We start from the raw sequence: 18,678 nt of genomic DNA on the forward strand, positions 1-18,678 counted from the left end.
TCGAACCTGGCGCCGAGGCAACGGCGAACAGCACCGCATTGTCCCGGAATTCGCGGGAACGGATACTGTCGGCCGGCCACCGCACCTCGCCCGGTGCGCACCCACCGCACCCTGCACAGGGCACCCGCACCCCGCCCGTGCAAGACTTCCGCCGAAATCAACTCCAGCGACGCCGAGGAGTCGGATGTTCACCAAAGTGCTCGTCGCCAACCGGGGCGAGATCGCGATCCGGGCCTTTCGAGCCGCGTTCGAGCTGGGCATCTCCACGGTGGCGGTGTTCCCGTACGAGGACCGCAACTCACTGCACAGGGCGAAGGCGGACGAGTCGTATCTGATCGGCGAACGCGGCCACCCGGTGCGCGCGTACCTCTCGGTCGACGAGGTGGTCAGGGCGGCCCGCAAGGCCGGTGCGGACGCCATCTACCCCGGCTACGGCTTCCTGTCGGAGAACCCGGACCTGGCCGCCGCCTGCGCGGAGGCGGGCATCACCTTCGTCGGCCCGCCCGCGGACGTCCTGCTCCTGACGGGCAACAAGTCACGCGCGGTCGCGGCGGCGAAGGAGGCCGGCGTACCGGTCCTGAAGTCGTCACAGCCGTCGACGGACCTCGACACCCTCCTCGCCGCCGCCGACGACGTCGGTTTCCCGTTGTTCGTCAAGGCCGTCGCGGGTGGCGGCGGGCGAGGCATGCGGCGGGTCGCCGAACCCGGCGAACTGCGCGACTCCATCGAGGCGGCCCGGCGCGAGGCGGAGTCCGCCTTCGGCGACGGCACCGTCTTCCTCGAACAGGCCGTGGTCAACCCCCGCCACATCGAGGTGCAGATCCTCGCCGACGCCGCCGGGAACGTCGTCCACCTCTACGAGCGGGACTGCTCGGTGCAGCGCCGCCACCAGAAGGTCGTCGAGATCGCGCCCGCCCCGAACCTGGACCCGGAACTGCGGATGCGGATCTGCGCCGACGCCGTCGCGTTCGCCCGTCACATCGGCTACGTCAACGCGGGCACCGTCGAGTTCCTCGTCGACGAGCGCGGCAACCACGTCTTCATCGAGATGAACCCGCGCATCCAGGTCGAGCACACGGTCACCGAACAGGTCACCGACCGGGACCTGGTGATCGCCCAGTTGCGCATCGCCTCCGGCATGACCCTGCCCGAACTCTCCTTCACCCAGGACGAGATCGTGCTGTCCGGCGCCGCGCTGCAGTGCCGTATCACCACCGAGGACCCCGCGAACGGCTTCCGCCCCGACACCGGCGCCATCTCCGCCTACCGCTCCCCGGGCGGCCCCGGCGTCCGGCTGGACGGCGGCACCGTCCACACCGGTGCCCACGTCAGCGCCCACTTCGACTCGATGCTGGTCAAACTGACCTGCTACGGGCACGACTTCACCAACGCGGCCCGCCGGGCCCGCCGCGCCATCGCCGAGTTCCGCATCCGCGGCGTCTCCACCAACCTGCCTTTCCTCGCCGCACTCCTCGAGGACCCCGACTTCCAGGACGGGCGCGTCACCACCAGCTTCATCGACGAGCGCCCCCAGCTGCTGCGGACCCGGCCCCCGGCCGACCGCGGCAGCCGCATGCTCCACTACCTCGCCGAGGTCACCGTCAACAAGCCGCACGGCCCGCGGCCCGTCGTCGTGGAACCCGTCGACAAGCTGCCCGTCGTCAGCCTCGGCGATCCGCCGCCGCCCGGCTCCCGGCAACGGCTCGCCGAACTCGGCCCCGAGCGGTTCGCCGCCGAACTGCGCCGGCAGAGCGCGGTCGCCGTCACCGACACCACCTTCCGTGACGCCCACCAGTCACTGCTGGCGACCCGGGTACGCAGCCGGGACCTGCTGGCCGTCGCCCCGTACGTCGCCCGGACCGCGCCGGAGCTGCTCAGCCTCGAATGCTGGGGCGGCGCGACCTACGACGTGGCGCTCCGGTTCCTCGCCGAGGACCCGTGGGAGCGGCTCGCCCTGCTGCGCGAGGCGGCACCGAACATCTGCACCCAGATGCTGCTGCGGGGCCGCAACACCGTCGGATACACGCCCTATCCGACGGAGGTCACCGACGCGTTCGTCGCGGAGGCCGCCGCCACCGGCATGGACGTCTTCCGCATCTTCGACGCCCTCAACGACGTCGAACAGATGCGCCCGGCGATCGACGCGGTCCGGGCCACCGGGACGGCCCTGGCGGAGGTGGCCCTGTGCTACACCGCCGACCTGTCCGACCCGGGCGAACGGCTCTACACCCTCGACTACTACCTGCGCCTGGCCGAACAGATCGTCGACGCCGGCGCCCACGTCCTGGCCATCAAGGACATGGCCGGCCTGCTGCGCCCGCCGGCGGCCCGGAAGCTGGTCACCGCGCTGCGGGAACGCTTCGACCTCCCCGTCCACCTGCACACGCACGACACCGCGGGCGGACAGCTGGCGACCCTGATGGCGGCGATCGACGCAGGAGTGGACGCGGTGGACGCGGCCGTCGCCTCGATGGCCGGCACCACCAGCCAGCCCTCCCTCTCCGCGCTGGTCGCGGCCACCGACCACACCGACCGCGCCACCGGGCTCTCCCTCCAGGCCGTCGGCGACCTCGAGCCGTACTGGGAGGCCGTGCGCAAGGTCTACCAGCCCTTCGAGTCAGGCCTTGCCTCGCCCACGGGCCGCGTCTACCACCACGAGATCCCCGGCGGTCAGCTGTCCAACCTGCGCCAGCAGGCCATCGCGCTGGGGCTCGGCGACCGGTTCGAACTGATCGAGGACTGCTACGCCGCCGCCGACCGGATGCTGGGCCGCCTGGTGAAGGTGACCCCGTCGTCCAAGGTCGTGGGAGACCTCGCGCTCCACCTCGTCGGCGCCGGCGTCGAGGCGAGCGACTTCGAGTCCGACCCGGCCAAGTTCGACCTGCCGGACTCGGTGATCGGATTCCTTCGCGGTGAACTCGGCGACCCGCCGGGCGGCTGGCCCGAGCCCTTCCGCACCCGGGCCCTGCACGGCCGGCCCGCACAGGCCGAGACACCACAGCTCACCGAGGAGGACCGCATCGGGCTGCGAGAGACACGCCGAGCCACCCTGAACCGGCTGCTGTTCCCCGGCCCCACCAAGGCCTACGACACCCACCGCGAGACCTACGGCGACACCTCCGTACTGTCGACCAAGGACTTCTTCTACGGCCTCGAACCCGAGACCGAGCACACCGTCACCCTGGAACAGGGTGTGACGCTGCTGATCGAACTGGAGGCGATCTCCGAGGCCGACGAGCGCGGCTACCGCACCGTACTGGCCACCCTCAACGGCCAACTGCGGCCCGTCTCCGTGCGCGACACCTCCATCACCACGGACGTCAAGGTCGCCGAGAAGGCCGACCGCGGCGACGACCGCCAGATCGCGGCCCCCTTCGCCGGTGTCGTCACCCTGCAGGTGCAGGAAGGGGCGTCGGTCGAGGCCGGACAGACGGTCGCCACCATCGAGGCCATGAAGATGGAGGCCGCGATCACCACCCCGCGCGGCGGTACCGTCACCCGCCTCGCCATCGGTTCCATCCAGCAGGTCGAGGGAGGCGATCTGCTCCTGCGGGTCGAGTGATGGTTCCGGGCATCGCCCGTCGGACGGCCGCCCTCACACGCGGTTCAGCGGCAGTCCGACGGGGCGCCCGGTCCCGTGCCCCTCGGCGGCGTCGCCGCTGACGACCGCGAAGGCGCCGCAGACCCTCAATGATCAGTTCGATGAGGGGCCAGACCCAGCAGCGCGGGCAGGTCCGCGAAGGAGTCCAGGACGTGGTCCGGCTCTCCGGACGCGTCGCGGTGTGTCTCCGGCAGGTACTTGCCCGTCCTGACGAGGACACCGGTGATACCGGCGCGCTGTGCCGCGAGCACGTCGGACTCGATGTCGTCGCCGACCATCAGCGCAGCGCCGGCCTCCACGTGCAGGCGGGCCAGCGCGGCCTCGAAGAACGCGGGCGCCGGTTTGCCGGTGATCTCGGCCTCCGCGCCGGCGGCCTGCTCCAGTCCGGTGAGGAAGGCGCCGGTGTCCAGTTGCAGCCCCGCGTCGGTGCGCCAGTAGAGATTGCGGTGCATGGCGACCAGCCGGGCCCCCTGCTGGAGGTGGCCGAAAGCGCGGTTGAGCGAGGCGTAGTCGAACTCGGGACCGGCACCGCCGACCACGACGACATCCGGGACCGTCCCGGTGTCGCCGGTGTCGTCGGTGTCGCCGGTGTCCACGAGGTCCACACCGGCGAGGTCCTCACGGATGTCGCCGCTGTTCAGCAGGGAGCAGCGGGCGCCGGGGCAGTGCTCGGCCAGATACGCGGCGGTGGCGGCGGGCGCGGTGAGGATGTCCTCGGCCCCCACGGGGAAGCCCGCCCCGGTCAGGGCGTCCGCGATCGAGGCGCGGGTGCGGGAGGTGGTGTTGGTGAGCAGGGCGACGCGCAGGCCGGACGCGCGTACCCGCCGCAACGCCTCCACCGCACCGGGCAGCGGCTTCCACGACACGGTGAGGACACCGTCGATGTCCATCAGGACCGCGCGCACCGACTCCGGCTCCCACTCCATGCCGGGACCGTACCCGCAGCCGGGGCGGAACACCTCGAAGGACAGCGGTATAAGTGGTCCATGATCTATCACGTGATCCCTCGCGAGACCTGGGACGCCCAGCCCGACCGGCCGTACGAACCCGCCTCCCTCGCCGAGGAGGGCTTCGTCCACTGCTCCGCCGACGAGCAGACCACGCTGGCAGTGGTGAACGCCTTCTACCGGGACGCACCAAGGCCACTGCTGGCGCTGATGGTCGACGAGGTCAGACTCACCGCCCGGCTCGCCTGGGAGGAAGCCATCCCCCCACCGCCACCCGGGGTCGCCGAGGGCACCTCGTTCCCGCATGTGTACGGTCCCGTCAACCGCGACGCCGTCGTGGGGCTCCTTCAGGTCCAGTGGGACGACGAAGGACGGGCGACGGGGCTGACGCACGCGTCTCAGGGGCAACACCCCTAGGGCCTGTCTGGGGTTGTGATCTGTGCTCGCGGGGCGTGGCACGCACTCCCCCAAGTTCTCGGCTTCGCTCGAACAGGGGGGACCCCCATGCCGCGTTGCCGGAACGCCCTGGTAGCTCCTCCTCTACTCTCGGCTTCGCTCGAGCGGGGGCACCCCCACCGAGGGCGTTCCGGCGCCTTGCGATCGCACGCACCACGCCCCGCTCCCTGATCCAGATGACAACCCCAGACAGGCCCTAGCCGCTCCAGCTCTCGTACGGGTCCTTCGGCGCCGGTATCGGTTCGGTGCTGATGACGTCGATGAACGGGATGCGGCCGCCGTTCACCGGGTCCTTCGTCTGCTTGCTGGTGTAGGTGCCGGTGACCTCGAGCCAGCTGTCGGGTTCCAGGACGGGCGGGAGCTGCCCGGTCAGACCGATCTTCACGGGCTGGGCGTCGGCGGCGCAGCAGCTGAGTTCCATCCGGACCAGGTACGGCGTGCCGCCGCGGTCCAGCGCGAGGAAGCCGGTGATCTTGATCCTTCGGTCGCCCAGGGTGCGCCCGTGGTCGTAGGCCGCTCGGCCCGCGTAGTCGACGGCGCTCAGGGGGAGGGGGTCACCGGCGGGAAGCGCCCGGAAACCCCAGGGGCGTTGCAGGGCCGTTCCGGCGTGCATGGCGCTGTACGAGCCGAGGGCCGGCGGCGCCACCAGGATGAGCGCGAACAGGGGCAGGACGAGGAGCCAGGAGATACGGGGCTCGCGATGTCCGTGCCCTTGCCCGTCCCCGTCCTCTTGTTCGTCTTGTTCGTGCTCGTCCCCGATCCCTTGCTCGTCGCGTTGCCCGGGCCGGGCCGTCGCCGTGCGGGCCGCACGGGCCTGCCGCACCTCGTACCAGACCGTGGCGACCGCGGCGGCGATCAGGACGACCCCGGCCACCAGCAGCAACGGCCGCAACCCCGACTTGACGTACCGCAGGTACAGGTCGGTGGAGCCGGCGTGCAGCATCCCCCCGCCGGTCAGGAACAGCACCGCCGCCTGCGCCTGCCGGTTCACAGGAGCACCGCCCCGACGAGGGCCGACACGGCGACGGCCAGGACGAAGGTGGCGGGCGCGAACCGCAGCGCGAACCCGCGCCCGAACGTGCCCGCCTGCATGGCGAAGAGTTTGAGATCGATCATGGGCCCCACGACCAGGAAGGCCAGCCGGGCGGTCAGCGAGAACTGGGTCAGGGACGACGCCACGAACGCGTCGGCCTCGGAGCAGATCGACAACAGCACCGCGAGGAGCGACAGGGCCAGGATCGCCACCACGGGATGGTCGGCGGCGGTGTGCAGCCAGCTCGCCGGAACCACCGCCTTGAGCGTGGCCGCGGCCATCGCGCCGACCACGAGGAAGCCCCCCGCGTGCATCACGTCGTGCCGTACGGACGACCAGAACGCCGCCCCCTTGCCGAGTCCGTCCGGCGTCGGACGGGCCGGTGGGCGCAGCCAGTCCGTACGGCCGAGCCGCAGCCAGAGCCAGCCCATGGCGCACGCCACCACAAGACTCGCCACGAACCGGGCGAGCACCATCTCCGGGTTGCGGGGAAACGCGACGGCGGTGGCGGTCAGCACGATCGGATTGATCGCCGGGGCCGACAGCAGGAACGCCAGCGCCGCCGCGGGCGTCACACCGCGGCGCACCAGCGCCCCGGCCACCGGAACGGAGGCGCACTCACAGCCGGGCAGTACCGCCCCGGCCATCCCGGCGACCGGCACCGCGAGAGACGGCCTGCCGGGCAGCGCGCGGGCGAAGAACGACGGCGGGACGAACACCGCGATCACCGCCGACAGCAGCACACCCAGCACCAGGAACGGCAGCGCCTGCAGAACCACCGCGACGAACACGGTCATCCAGCTCTGCATCACCGGCGCGGACAGCGCCCGCCGGATCGGCCCCTGCACCGTGAGCACCAGCACCAGGAGAATGGTCAGGACGAGGGGCGAGTTGAACGTCCAGCCCTGAGCACCCCGCCCGGCGGTGTCCGCGTCGCGGTCGGCCCGGGGCGGCGCCGTCTTGGTCGTGGTCACGGGTGAGGTACCTCCGGTAGGGAAGGGCTCGGTGGGCTGTCCCCCTCCACCTTCAGTACGCCGGTTCGGGCACAGCTTCTCATCCCGGTTCCAACACCCGTACGCAGGGCCGAGGATGACCGCTGCCCACGGAACACCCGCACGCCGGCGAACCCGGGCCCAAGAGCCCCGAGCCGGGACTCCCCGTTCCCGGGAGCTACCTCAGGAGCCTTCTCAGGAACTCCGCGTCACGTCACCTCACCCGGCGGAACACGTCGTCCTCGTCCCACGTCGGCTCGGCGCCCGCAGCGTGCCGCCCGCTCCCGCGCCTGGCCGTCGCGTACATGGCCTCTATCTCGGCCGCGTAGTACTCCGTGATGGCGTCCCGGCGCAGCTTCATCGACGGCGTGATCATCCCGTTGGACACCTCGAAGAGGTCCGGCAGGATCCGGAACACCCGGATCGACTCGGAGCGCGACACGGTGCTGTTGGCCGCGGCGACCGCGCGCGCCACCTCCTGGCGCAGCGCGTTCTCCTCGCGCTCCCCGCGCAGCTTCTCGTCGCCCTGCGCGGCCAGCATCCCCCGCCAGTGCGCCACGAACTCCGGGTCGAGGGTGATCAGCGCCCCCACGCACGGCCGGTTGTCCCCGACGACCACCGCCTGGTGGATCAGGGGATGCACCCGCAGGCGCTCCTCGAGGCCGGCCGGAGCCACACTCTTGCCACCGCTGGTGACGATGATGTCCTTCTTGCGTCCGGTGATCGACAGATAGCCCTCGGAGTCGAGCCGGCCGATGTCCCCGGTGGCGAGCCAGCCGCCGCGCAGGACTGCCCGGGTGCCCTGTTCGTCGTTGATGTATCCCTGGAACACGGACGGGCCCCGGACCAGGATCTCGCCGTCCTCCGCCACCTGGATCTCGGTGCCGGGCAGGGCGCGTCCCACGGTGCCGAACTTGGCGCGTCCCACGGGCTGCGCCGTGATGCCGCCGCTCGTCTCCGTCAGGCCGTATCCGTCGTGGACGAGGATCCCGATACCCGAGTAGAACAGGGCGAGTCGGCGGTTGAGGGGCGAGCCGCCGGAGACCGCCCCGCAGACCCTTCCGCCCAGCGACGCGCGCAGCTTGCGGTACACGGTCCGCTCGTAGAAGGCGTGTTGCAGCCTCAGGTCGAGTCCGGGGCCCTTGCCGAGGCCCAGCCGCTGCCGTTCTACGGCCTCGGCGTAGTCCTGCGCGACCCGCACGGCCCGGTCGAAGAGGGCGCCGCGGCCGGTGCGCTGGGCCGTCCTCAGGAAGTTCTTGTAGATCTTCTCGAAGATGAACGGGACGCCGTACAGGAACGTCGGGCGGAACGACAGGAGGGCCGCGGCGAGGGACTCCTCGCGCAGATCGGGTTCGTGCGCCATCAGGATGCCGCCGCGCTGGCACATGCACTGCAGCATCAGGCCGTAGACGTGAGAGAAGGGCAGGAACACGAGGATGCTCGGCTGTTCCCCCGGCGGGGCCGCGGTGTGACCCCAGCCCTTCAGCAGGGTGTCGCAGGGCGTCGCCATACTGCGATGGCTCAGGGCGCAGCCCTTGGGGTGGCCGGTGGTGCCCGAGGTGTAGGCCACGACGGCGGTGGATTCGGGCAGGACGATCCGGCGCATCGACTCGACGGTCTCCAGCGGCACCGACCGGCCCAGCTCCACCAGGTGCGCCAACGCGTCGGCATCGAGCTGCCAGACGTGACGCAGGTGGGGGAGGGTGTTGCACACCTGGCCGACCGTCATGACGCCCTGCTCGTCCTCCACGATCACGGCCACGCACGCCGCGTCCCGCAGGATCCACGCGACCTGCTCGTGCGACGACGTCGGGTAGATCGGCACGATCTCGGCGCCGACCAGCCAGAGCGCATAACTGAGCACCGTCCACTCGTAGCGGGTGCGCGCCATGATGGCCACGCGGTGGCCCGGTGAGATCCCGGACGCGATCAGCCCCCGAGCCAGGCCGACGACCTCGTCCCGGAGTTCGGCCGCGGTCACATGGGTCCAGGCGGTGCCGTCCGGGCCGGTGCGGCGTGCGACCTGGGGCAGGTCGGGGGTCAGGCCCGCCCTCTCGAAGAGGCTGTCCGCGAGCCCTCCGGTCTTGACCGGGGCGGCCGGTGGAGCAGTCCCGAAGTTGTGCATGCGCCGCTCCCGCACTCTCCCCTTGGGCGTTCGCCGACGGCAACCGGAACCGGTCGCCACTGGAATCGACGGTGGTCGAATCTAGTCCACCCGGCGGCACCACCGTGCCCTCATCCGGCAACTGAGCATGTACGGGCGGCCTGAATTGCCCAGGCGAACGGAGTCCGCCGGAACCGGCCCGGCGGGTGAGACGGTCGCCGGTGTGGTCCGCATGGGTGCCATGGGCGGGCACTTCTGCTTCGATAACGGTCACCGACAGTGTGTGATCGCTCCGACACGGCCCGGAACCGGGGGAGTTGGGGGAGTAGCCATGGTGGCGAACGCGACGGGGGAGAGCGGGAGCGACAGCGTGTCCCGTGGTGTGCCCTCCTTGTGGGGCGGGCGCCCGGCCCCCCTTCCGGCTGCGCTCGAGAATGTCCTGAAAGCATCCGTCGCGCGCGCCGCGCGCATGCCGGATCTCGTGGTGGACCTCGCGCCGGCCGTCATCGTGCTCGTCGCCATGCTGGTGATGCGCGGGACGGCGGTGCCGGAAACGGGCCGGGACGCTCTGACCGTGCCCGAGTTGTCGGGTTCCCTAGGGCTGGAGGTGGTGATCGCCGGCAGCCTGGCCCTTCGCCGCCGCACCCCCGTGGCGGCCTATGCGGCCGGGACGGCCGGGCTGGCCGTCGAGGCACTGTGGCTCGGTCCGGGACCGCTCTCCCCGTTCGCCAATCTCATCGGCCTGTACGGGCTGGGGCTGCACGCCGGCCGCCGCCGGGCCCCACTGGGCGTCGTCGTCGCACCGCTCGGAGTGTGGGCGTACTTCGCGGGCAAGGGACAGGCCACCACCACCGCGCCGATGGCCGTGCTGTGCGTCTGGCTGCTGGTCTGGGCCGCCGGGTACGGGTCCGCGCGCAGGCGGGAAGAACTGGCCGCGCACCGCCGCATGGCGCGCCGTGAGGCGGCCGCCGGCGAGCGGCTGCGCATCGCGCGCGAACTGCACGACGTGATGGGCCACACGGTCAACGCCATGCTCGTCCAGGCCGGCGCCGGCCGGATGGTGCTCGACAGCGACCCGGAACGGGCCCGTGAACTTATGATCAGTGTGGAGGACACCGGACGCACCGCGCTGGCCGAACTCGACCGGCTGCTCGGGGTCCTGAGGGACGGATCCGGGGAGCCGCCGGGCCTGGCCGACATCGGCCGACTGGCGCGGACCATGACCGACGCGGGCATGACCGTGCGCCTGCGCGTCGCGGCGGAACCCGGATCGCTGCCGCTCGGTGTCGAACTGTCCGCCTACCGGATCGCGCAGGAGGCCCTGACGAACGCCCTCCGGCACGGCCGTGCGGCAGCGGCGGAGGTCGTCATGGAAAGGAGGCACGGCCGGCTGGTGGTCGCCGTGACCGACACCGGACGTGGGCCGGCGCCCGGTTACCGGGCCGGCCGCGGCCTGCTGGGCGTGAGCGAGCGGGTGGCCGCGTTCGGCGGGTCCGCCGACCACGGCCCGGGCCCGGACGGCAGGGGCTTCACGCTCCACGCGGAACTGCCGCTGCCATGACCGAGCCCACTACTCCGACGCCCCCGCCCCCCGTGGATGGCGGGGCACCGCCGTCCGTACGCGTCCTCCTCGCCGATGACGACGCCCTGCTGCGCACGGGCGTACGCGTCGTCCTCGACAGCGCTCCCGGCATCGAGGTGGCCGGCGAGGCCGCGGACGGTGTCCGGACGGTCGAGCTGTGCCGGGCGCTGGAGCCCGACCTCGTCCTGATGGACGTGCGCATGCCTGGCATCGACGGCATCGAGGCGACCACCCGGATCGTGGCCGGCGGCCTGAGCACACGCGTCCTGGTCCTCACCACCTTCCCGCAGGACGACTACGTGTGGCGGGCGTTGCGCGCCGGCGCCGGCGGCTTCCTGCTCAAGCGCGCCTCGCCGGAGCGGCTGTTGGACGCCGTCCGCACCGTCGCAGGCGGCGACACCCTGCTCGACCCGTCGGTCACCGGTTCGCTGGTGGACCACTTCGTACGGGGCGGGCGGCCTCGGGGCGAGGAGAGCGGGGAACCTGCCTGGCTGGCCCGGCTGACCCTCCGTGAACTGGAGGTACTGCGGTGGATGGCCGAGGGACTGTCCAACGAGGAGATCGCCGCACTCCTCGGCATCGCCGAGTCGACCACCAAGACGCATGTGAAGCGGATCCTGCAGAAGACGGGCGCCCGCGACCGGGCGCAGGCCGTTGTCCTCGCGTACCGCTGCGGACTGGTGTGACGGGTGCTCGCTGACGGTGGCGGTAGCCACGGCGCGTACCCCAGCGGGGGTACGCGGACCCACCCCGCCGGAGGGACGTACCGGGCGGCGTCCGCTCGTAGTCTCGGCCGACGGTCCTTGAGGACGGGAACGGGGGTGGCGGCCGGATGCGCGGGGTGGCGGGGGAGGTCTGGCGGGCGGTACGGCCCGTCGGCACCTACCAGCGGTTGTTGTGGTGGTGCGGGAGCGCTCTGATCGCCTCCGGCGCGGTGCACGGCGTGGTCGCCGTGGTGGACGGAACGACCTGGTGGGGCCCGGTCGCCTGGCGCAAACCGGTGGTCTTCGGACTGTCGTTCGGCCTGCTCGTGTGGTCGGTGGTGTGGATCCTGCGGAGCCTGCCCGAGCGCTGGTGGGTCGGGGTACCGGCCGGTCTGGTCGCCTTCACCTCGGTGGCCGAGGTCCTGCTCATCACCCTGCAGCGCTGGCGTGGGGTCGCCTCGCACTTCAACCAGTCCGGCGACGTCAACAGCGGGATCTGGTCGGCGATCGGCACCCTGGTACTGCCGCTGGTCCTCGGACTGGCCTGGCTCCTGGTCGACGCGCTGGTGCGGTTCCGGGGCGGCGCCGTGGCCCGGATCGCCGTGGTGGCCGGCCTCCTGGCGGTGCTCGGCGCCGGAGCGATCGGCAGCGACATGGCGCGGATCGGCGAGACGGCCTTCGACGAGACGGGTCAGGTGCCGTGGGAGGTGGTGTTCGGTGCCGCCGGCAGCGCCAAACTGGCGCATGCCGCGGGACTCCACGGGCTGCAGGTCCTGGCGCTCCTGGCCGTGGCCCTCGACACGGGCCGCGGCCCGGACCGCACCTCGACCCGGGTGATGCTGCTGGGCGCCGCCGGGTACGCCGCGGTCTTCGGCTCCATCACCGCCACCGCCTACGACGGCCGGGCTCCGCAGTCCCCGTCCGCGGGCATGGCGCTGCTGCTGGGCGCGGGAGCCCTGGCGCTGGTGTGCGCGGCGGCGGTGGCCGTCAGCGGTCTGCGCACCAGGCCGCGTCGTCCCGTGCCAGGAGGCGTTCCGTCGCGGCGCGTCGGGGCATGACCGGGACGTCGTCCCGGGTGCGCAGTGCGGCCGAGGCCGCGAGATGGCCGAGCCGCAGCCGGGAACGTTCGTCGCGGCCCTCCAGCACGCCGGCCAGATAGCCCGCCGCGAAGGCGTCGCCCGCGCCGACGGGCTCTACCACGTCGACGGGCAGCGCCGGGACGAACGTACGGACGCCGGCCGCGTACGAACTCGCCCCGCGTCCGGCGTCCTTGACGACGAGACGGGGTAAGGGGCCCATCAGCTCCGCGATGCCGTCCGCGTCGGCCGTGCCCCACAGCGCCTCCGCCTCGTCCCGGCCCACGAACACCACGTCGGCCGCTCGGGCGATCTTCAGCAGGGTCTCCGTGGGGTCCGCCGTGGGCCCGCGCCAGAGGGCGGGGCGGTGGTTCACGTCGAAGGAGATGACCGGTCCCGCCGTCCGCCCGCCACCGCCCACGACATGCTCAACGGCGGCCCGGTGGACGACGATCGCCTCCACAAGCTCGGCACAGCTCTCGGATAGCGCCGCGGTGATCCCCGACAGATGCACGATGCCGGCCCGGCGCAGCACCCGCAGCCGGGCCACCTCCGGCCCCATGGCGGTGGCCGCGGATCCACCGCGGTAGTAGTGGGTCCGGGTGCCGTCGGGCCCCGGGTCCTTGAAGTAGACGCCGGTCGGGCGCACCGGGTCGACGGTGACACCGCTGACGTCGACACCACGTGCCGTGAGCTCGGCCCGGACGCGCCGCCCGAACGGATCGTCGCCGAGCCGGCTCACCCAGGCGGCGCGGTGCCCGAGCCCCGCCAGTCCGCACGCCACGTTCGACTCGGCGCCGCCGATCGCGAACGCGAGCTTCTCCTGGTCGGCGAGGGAACGGGCGTCGGTCGGGCCGAGGACGGCCATCGTCTCGCCCACGCACACGACGTCCGCCGGGGCCTGCTCCGGACGGTCGGCGGTACGGGACGGGGGCGGCACGGGCAAGGGATCCTCCTGGCGGTCGGTGTCGTGCGGCGGACGGTGGTTCACGCCGGGGCGGTGAGCCGCAGCATGACCTTGCCGCTGCCGCTCGACGGGTCCCCGGCGACACCGAGCGCCCTTTCGGCCTGTTCCAGCGGGAAGCGATGACTGATCACCGGCGAGATGTCCAGGCCGTCCCGCAGGGCGGCGAGGGCGTCGTCGATCTCGTCGACGAAGCGGTAGGAACCGATCCAGGTGATCTCCCGGGTCACCAGGTCGCCGAGGACCGAGGGCACCTCCCTTCCCGGCAGGTTCCCGACCTGTACGACGATGCCGCCGCGGGCGGTGGCCCTGAGCACCGGACCCAGCGCGGCCGGCGCCCCGGAGGCCTCGAAGACCACGTCCATGTCGGCGGGCAGTTCCTTGCCGCGGGAGATGTCGCGGGTTTCGTCGGCACCCATGAGCCGGGCGGTGGTGAGCGGGGCCTCGGACACATCGGCGGCGACGACGGAGTGCGCGCCGCACAGCCGTGCGGCGGCGACGACCAGGGAGCCGATCGGACCGGCACCGTTGACCAGGACGGTACGGCCCCGCAGCTCCGGCACGCGGCCGACGGCGTGCAGGGCGACCGCCAACGGCTCGGCCAGCGCCCCGAGTTCGGTGCTGACGCCGTCCGGGAGCGGCCGCACCTGCGCCGCGCGGACCGTCCGGTACTCGCTGAATCCCCCGTCGGTGTGCGGGGTGAAGGCCGCCGAGCCGAAGTAGCGGATGCGCGGGTACAGGTTGGTGCGTCCGGCGATCCGCTCCGGCAGGATCCCGTCGCCGACGAGTTCCGCCGGGTGCACGGTGACCGGCTGTCCCTCCGCGAGGCCGGTGACGCCCGGTCCGACCGCGGCGATCCGCCCGGCCACCTCGTGGCCGAGCACCAGCGGATGCGCGAGCGAGGCGGTGCCGGAGGCCCCGTGCCTGAAGTAGGCCACGTCGGATCCGCAGATCCCGCCCCACTCCATGGCGATCAGCACCTCGCCCCGGGCCGGTTGCGGGCGGGGACGTTCGTCGATCCGTACGTCCCCGGCACCATGGACGACTACTGCTTTCACAGGGTGTTCTCCGGCAGGTCGGTGACGGGGCTGGTGGTGCGGTGCCTCATACGGCGTCCTCCAGGCGGACGAGGTCACGGCCGCGGGTCTCGGGCGCCAGGACGGTGCTGACGAGGGTGATCACGGAGTAGACGACGAGCATCGCGGCGATGGGCCACCAGCTGCCGGTGGCCGCGGTGAGGCTCGCCGCGAGGACCGGGCCGATCGCGGTGGCGAGGATGCCGCCGATCTCCTTGGCCAGCGCCAGCTGGGTGAACCGGGTGCGCGAGCCGAAGAGTTCCGCCATCGTCACGCTCTCCAGGGAGAACAGGCCGAGGACACCGATGTTCAGGGCGAGCACCACGCCGAGCATCAGCGCGGGCGTTGACCCGGAGGTGATGAGGAACATCACCGGGAACGCGACGGCGACCGTCAGCAGCGTCAGCGCCATGTACATCGGCCGGCGTCCGAACCGGTCGCCCAGCAACCCGACCAGCGGCACGGTCAGGAAGCCCAGCAGCGAGCCGTAGACGATGGCGTCCGTGGGCACGGCCCGCCCGACCGAGAGGTTGGTGGCGATGTACCCGACGAGGAACGTCTGTACGAGACCGGAGTTGCCCGCCTGGCCGAAGCGCAGCCCGAGCGCCAGGAAGAACGCCCTGCCCTTGCGCTGGCGCAGGCCCGCCGCCAGGGTGCCGCCCCGGCCGTGGTCCGCCTCCGCGCCGGTGGACCCGGCGACGGCCGTTCCGGCGGCGGCCGACTCGACCTCGGCGCGGGTCATCGCCACGCCGTCCACCACGTCCGGCCGCTCCTCGAAGACCGGGCTCTCCCTGAGGTTGCCACGCAGCCAGACCGCGAAGAGCAGCAGCACGAAGCTGAGCAGGAACGGTATGCGCCAGCCCCAGGACAGCAACTGGTCCTCGCTCAGGACGGCGAGCAGGATCGCCCACACACCGGAGGCGGCGAGCGTCCCGGAGTTGGTGCCGAGGGACACCAGGGAGGAGATCAGGCCACGGCGGCCGGTGGGGGCGTACTCGGCGAGCATCACCGTGGCACCGGCGATCTCCGCGCCCGCCCCGAAGCCCTGGAGCAGCCGGAGCGCGACGAGCAGGACCGGTGCGAGGATGCCGATCGTCGCGTACGTGGGCAGGGCGCCGATGAGAGTCGTCGACACGCCCATCAGCAGGATGGTGATGAGCAGGACCTTCTTGCGCCCGAGCCGGTCGCCCATCCGTCCGAAGTAGACGGCGCCGGCGAGCCGGGCGACGTAGCCGACGCCGTAGGTCGCCATCGCGGCGATGAGGCCGATGGCGGGGCTGACGTCCGGGAAGAAGATCTTGTTGAAGACGATCGCGGCGGCCAGGGAGTAGAGCTGGAAGTCCATGAACTCCATGGCGGTGCCGAGCCAACCGGAGACGGCGGCCTTGGTGAGGTCGCGTGTCGCCCGCCGCGCCCGGGGCGATGACTCCGCGGTGGTGATGCCGTCCTTCGCGGACATATGAACTCCGTTGTACAGGAAGTGAGCCGGGGAGGACTCAGACTTCGACCCGGCCCGCCCGCAGTGCGGGCAGCCGGTCCGCCACGGCGGCGGTGAGAGCGGTGTCGTCGGCCAGGTCATCCGCGCCGAGGGCGCGCAGCAGCCCGCGGACCGTGTCCGCGGGACGCGCCGTCGCCGCCCAGCAGGCGGCCAGCGCGTCCTGTGCCGGGTCGGTGGTGCCGTAGCCGGCGGCGGTGGCGTGCACCCAGCCGGCGAGCGAGAGTTCGAGGACCGGAGTGGCGGCGCCCCGCTCACGCAGCGAGCGCAGCGCGGGCAGCCAGCGCTCGGTGATCTTCAGGGATCCGTCGGAGCCGATCTGCCGCAGCAGGTGGCGCATCCCGGGATTGCGGAACCGTACGACGAGATCGTCGGCGTACGCGTCCGGATCGGGGCCGCCGGCGGGCAGCGTGGGGGCGACCTCCGCGCACAGGGCCCGGACCAGACGTTCGCCCCAGTCGCCCGCCATGGCGTCGGCGATGGTGCCGTGACCGGCGGCGAGGCCCAGATAGGCCAGGGCCGAGTGCGACCCGTTGAGCAACCGCAGCTTGGTGAGCTGGTACGGCGCGACATCGGGGACGAGGAGGGCGCCGTCCAGCTCCCAGGGGGGCCGGGGTGCGGTGAAGGAATCCTCCAGGACCCACTGACGGTAGGGCTCCGCCACGACGGGTGCGGCGTCGCGGACGCCGAGCGCCGAAGCGACGGCCGCCCGGTCGTCCGCGGTGGTCGCGGGCACGATCCGGTCCACGACGGTCGACGGGAACGCCACCGACTCCGCCATCAGGTCCAGGATCTTCTCGCGGTCCGGCCAGTCGGACGCGCGGACGCGGTCGCCGACCAGCCGGCCCAGTGCGGCGCCGTTGTCCGCCATGTTGTCGCAGGAAGCGACGCTGATGGGGGCGGCGCCTGCGCGCAGCCGGGCGGCCAGACCGGCCGTCAGGCAGCCGATGACATCCGGCCCGCCGCCCGCGGCCGGGGGCCGGTAGCCCTTCTCGGTGATCGTGAGGGTCACCACCGTCACCTCGGGGTCGGCGAGCAGCGCGCCGACGCCGGCCGGGTCGGCTCGCATCCCCAGGGCGCCGGTGAGCGCGCCGACGACACGCCGGACGGCTCCCTCGGGGCGGCGTTCGGTGAGTGAGTACAGGCAGTCCTGGTCCCGCAGGGCGCTCACCGTCTCCAGCGAGCTGGGTGCCACGGCGGTGATTCCCCAGAGCTCGCCGGACAGGGCCGCGGCGTTCTCGGTGTAGAGCGCCTGGTGTGCCCGGTGGAAGGCACCGAGGCCGAAGTGGACGATGCGGGTGCGCAGTTCGGCGGGGTCGACCGGGGGACGCTGCTCGCGGGGGAGCCGGGGCAGTGTCCCCCGGTCCAGCCGGGGCGGGGCGGCGTCGCGGGGCGCGGGTCCGGCGGCGCTCACCAGTCGTGCACCGATCCGTCGAGGCGGCGTGCGACCGGGAGGTACCGCTGCCGGTAGGGGAAGCGCTCGGCGGCCTTCTCGTCGTACTCGACGCCGAGACCGGGCTCGTCGGAGGGGTGGAGCATGCCGTCGGCGAAGGTGACCCCGGTGCGGAAGACCTCGAAGGCCTCGTCCGGGTGGCCCATGTGCTCCTGGATGCCGAAATTCGGCACGGCGATGTCGAGGTGCACGGCGGCGGCCATGCTGACCGGCGAGAGGTCGGTCGCGCCGTGGGAGCCGGTGCGCACCTGGTAGAGCGCGGCGAGGTCGAAGATGCGCCGCAGGTGCGTGATGCCGCCGGCGTGCACGACGGTGGTGCGGACGTAATCGATGAGCTGCTCGGTGATCAGGTGCTGCACGTCCCAGATCGTGTTCAGCACCTCGCCGACCGCGATCGGGGTGGTGGTGTGCTGCCGGATCAGCCGGAACGCCTCCTGGTTCTCCGCCGGTGTCGGGTCCTCCATCCAGAACAGCCGGCAGCCCTCGACGCTTCTGCCGAACCGGGCCGCCTCGATGGGGGTGAGCCGGTGGTGGATGTCGTGCAGGAGATGGAAGCCGAAACCGAAGCGTTCCCGGACCGCCTCCAGGTAGGTGGGGGCGAAGTCGAGGTAGGCCTCGGTGTCCCAGGGCTGCTCGTCGGGCAGTTCCGTCGCGGCGGGTTCGTAGAGCTTGCCCTTGCGGACTCCGTAGGTGCCGCCGATGTCGGGGATCGCGGCCTGCGCCCGGACGGCCTTGTAGCCCAGTTCCAGGTAGCGCTCCACGTCGTCGAGCAGGGAGGGGACGTCGGTGCCGCTGGCGTGCGAGTAGACCAGGACGCCGTTGCGGGAGCGTCCGCCGAGGAGTTGGTAGACGGGCAGTCCGGCGGTCTTGCCCTTGATGTCCCACAGCGCGGTGTCGACGGCCGCGATGGCGGTCATGGTGACCGGTCCGCGCCGCCAGTAGGCGCCCTTGTACAGGTACTGCCAGATGTCCTCGATACGGGCCGGGTCCCTGCCGATCAGCAACGGTACGAGGTGGTCGCGCAGATAGCTCGCGACGGCCAGTTCGCGTCCGTTGAGCGTGGCGTCACCGAGGCCGGTCACACCGTCCGTCGTGGTGATGCGCAGGGTGACGAACGTCCGGCCGGGGGAGGCGACGAAGACCTCGACGCGCTCGATCTCGCTCATCCGGGGGATCTCCTCTCGGCCCTCGTCGG

Annotated in this window: 14 protein-coding genes; 5 read left to right on the forward strand and 9 right to left on the reverse strand. The window is 72.2% G+C overall.

Annotated features, from left to right (window positions below; translation table 11 throughout):
• The first annotated feature begins 184 nt into the window (after positions 1 to 184).
• Entirely contained in the window at positions 185 to 3,562 is a 3,378-nt protein-coding gene (locus EF387_RS10730) for a pyruvate carboxylase (protein ID WP_128376289.1), read from the forward strand.
• Between the two features lie 125 nt (positions 3,563 to 3,687).
• Here the strand turns inward: EF387_RS10730 and EF387_RS10735 are convergent, their stop codons facing one another.
• A complete protein-coding gene (locus EF387_RS10735; RefSeq protein WP_202918198.1) occupies positions 3,688 to 4,527 on the reverse strand; it encodes an HAD-IIA family hydrolase in 840 nt (279 codons plus the stop codon).
• Between the two features lie 60 nt (positions 4,528 to 4,587).
• Here EF387_RS10735 and EF387_RS10740 point away from each other — a divergent pair, with 60 nt between their 5' ends.
• Entirely contained in the window at positions 4,588 to 4,965 is a 378-nt protein-coding gene (locus tag EF387_RS10740; RefSeq protein ID WP_128376290.1) for a DUF952 domain-containing protein, read from the forward strand.
• Positions 4,966 to 5,200: 235 nt separating this feature from the next.
• On the opposite strand, the gene EF387_RS10745 is transcribed toward EF387_RS10740, so the two are convergent.
• From EF387_RS10745 to EF387_RS10755, 3 genes are all read right to left on the reverse strand, one after another.
• Positions 5,201 to 5,995 (reverse strand): TIGR03943 family putative permease subunit, encoded by a 795-nt coding sequence (locus EF387_RS10745; RefSeq protein ID WP_128376291.1) that lies wholly within the window; start codon positions 5,993 to 5,995, stop codon positions 5,201 to 5,203.
• Positions 5,992 to 7,011, reverse strand: a complete 1,020-nt coding sequence (locus EF387_RS10750) for a permease (protein WP_128376292.1) — start codon at positions 7,009 to 7,011, stop codon at positions 5,992 to 5,994. Before EF387_RS10750 ends, EF387_RS10745 begins: the two co-directional genes overlap by 4 nt.
• Positions 7,012 to 7,243: 232 nt before the next feature.
• The gene (locus EF387_RS10755) at positions 7,244 to 9,154 is read right to left on the reverse strand and encodes an AMP-dependent synthetase/ligase (RefSeq protein ID WP_128376293.1); all 1,911 of its coding nucleotides are present in this window, start codon (positions 9,152 to 9,154) and stop codon (positions 7,244 to 7,246) included.
• 448 nt (positions 9,155 to 9,602) lie between these two features.
• Here EF387_RS10755 and EF387_RS10760 point away from each other — a divergent pair, with 448 nt between their 5' ends.
• From EF387_RS10760 to EF387_RS10770, 3 genes are all read left to right on the forward strand, one after another.
• On the forward strand, positions 9,603 to 10,694 hold the full coding sequence (locus EF387_RS10760) for a sensor histidine kinase (protein WP_162467114.1): 1,092 nt from the start codon (positions 9,603 to 9,605) through the stop codon (positions 10,692 to 10,694).
• Complete coding sequence (locus EF387_RS10765) at positions 10,691 to 11,401, forward strand: response regulator (RefSeq protein WP_128376295.1); 711 nt, start codon at positions 10,691 to 10,693, stop codon at positions 11,399 to 11,401. Before EF387_RS10760 ends, EF387_RS10765 begins: the two co-directional genes overlap by 4 nt.
• 146 nt (positions 11,402 to 11,547) lie before the next feature.
• A complete protein-coding gene (locus EF387_RS10770) occupies positions 11,548 to 12,477 on the forward strand; it encodes a hypothetical protein (protein ID WP_128376296.1) in 930 nt (309 codons plus the stop codon).
• Here the strand turns inward: EF387_RS10770 and EF387_RS10775 are convergent.
• The 5 genes from EF387_RS10775 to manD are packed head-to-tail and all read right to left on the reverse strand — an operon-like array spanning position 12,407 to position 18,649.
• On the reverse strand, positions 12,407 to 13,486 hold the full coding sequence (locus tag EF387_RS10775) for a sugar kinase (RefSeq protein WP_238431436.1): 1,080 nt from the start codon (positions 13,484 to 13,486) through the stop codon (positions 12,407 to 12,409). The genes EF387_RS10770 and EF387_RS10775 overlap by 71 nt on opposite strands.
• Entirely contained in the window at positions 13,483 to 14,517 is a 1,035-nt protein-coding gene (locus tag EF387_RS10780; protein ID WP_128376297.1) for an L-idonate 5-dehydrogenase, read from the reverse strand. Before EF387_RS10780 ends, EF387_RS10775 begins: the two co-directional genes overlap by 4 nt.
• 46 nt (positions 14,518 to 14,563) lie before the next feature.
• A complete protein-coding gene (locus EF387_RS10785) occupies positions 14,564 to 15,994 on the reverse strand; it encodes an MFS transporter (RefSeq protein ID WP_128376298.1) in 1,431 nt (476 codons plus the stop codon).
• A gap of 37 nt (positions 15,995 to 16,031) precedes the next feature.
• Entirely contained in the window at positions 16,032 to 17,444 is a 1,413-nt protein-coding gene (locus EF387_RS10790; RefSeq protein WP_128376299.1) for a mannitol dehydrogenase family protein, read from the reverse strand.
• On the reverse strand, positions 17,441 to 18,649 hold the full coding sequence (gene manD / locus EF387_RS10795) for a D-mannonate dehydratase ManD (RefSeq protein ID WP_128376300.1): 1,209 nt from the start codon (positions 18,647 to 18,649) through the stop codon (positions 17,441 to 17,443). Before manD ends, EF387_RS10790 begins: the two co-directional genes overlap by 4 nt.
• Between the last annotated feature and the right edge of the window lie 29 nt (positions 18,650 to 18,678).

Source organism: Streptomyces cavernae (genome assembly GCF_004023625.1).
Classification (GTDB): Bacteria; Actinomycetota; Actinomycetes; order Streptomycetales; family Streptomycetaceae; genus Streptomyces; species Streptomyces cavernae.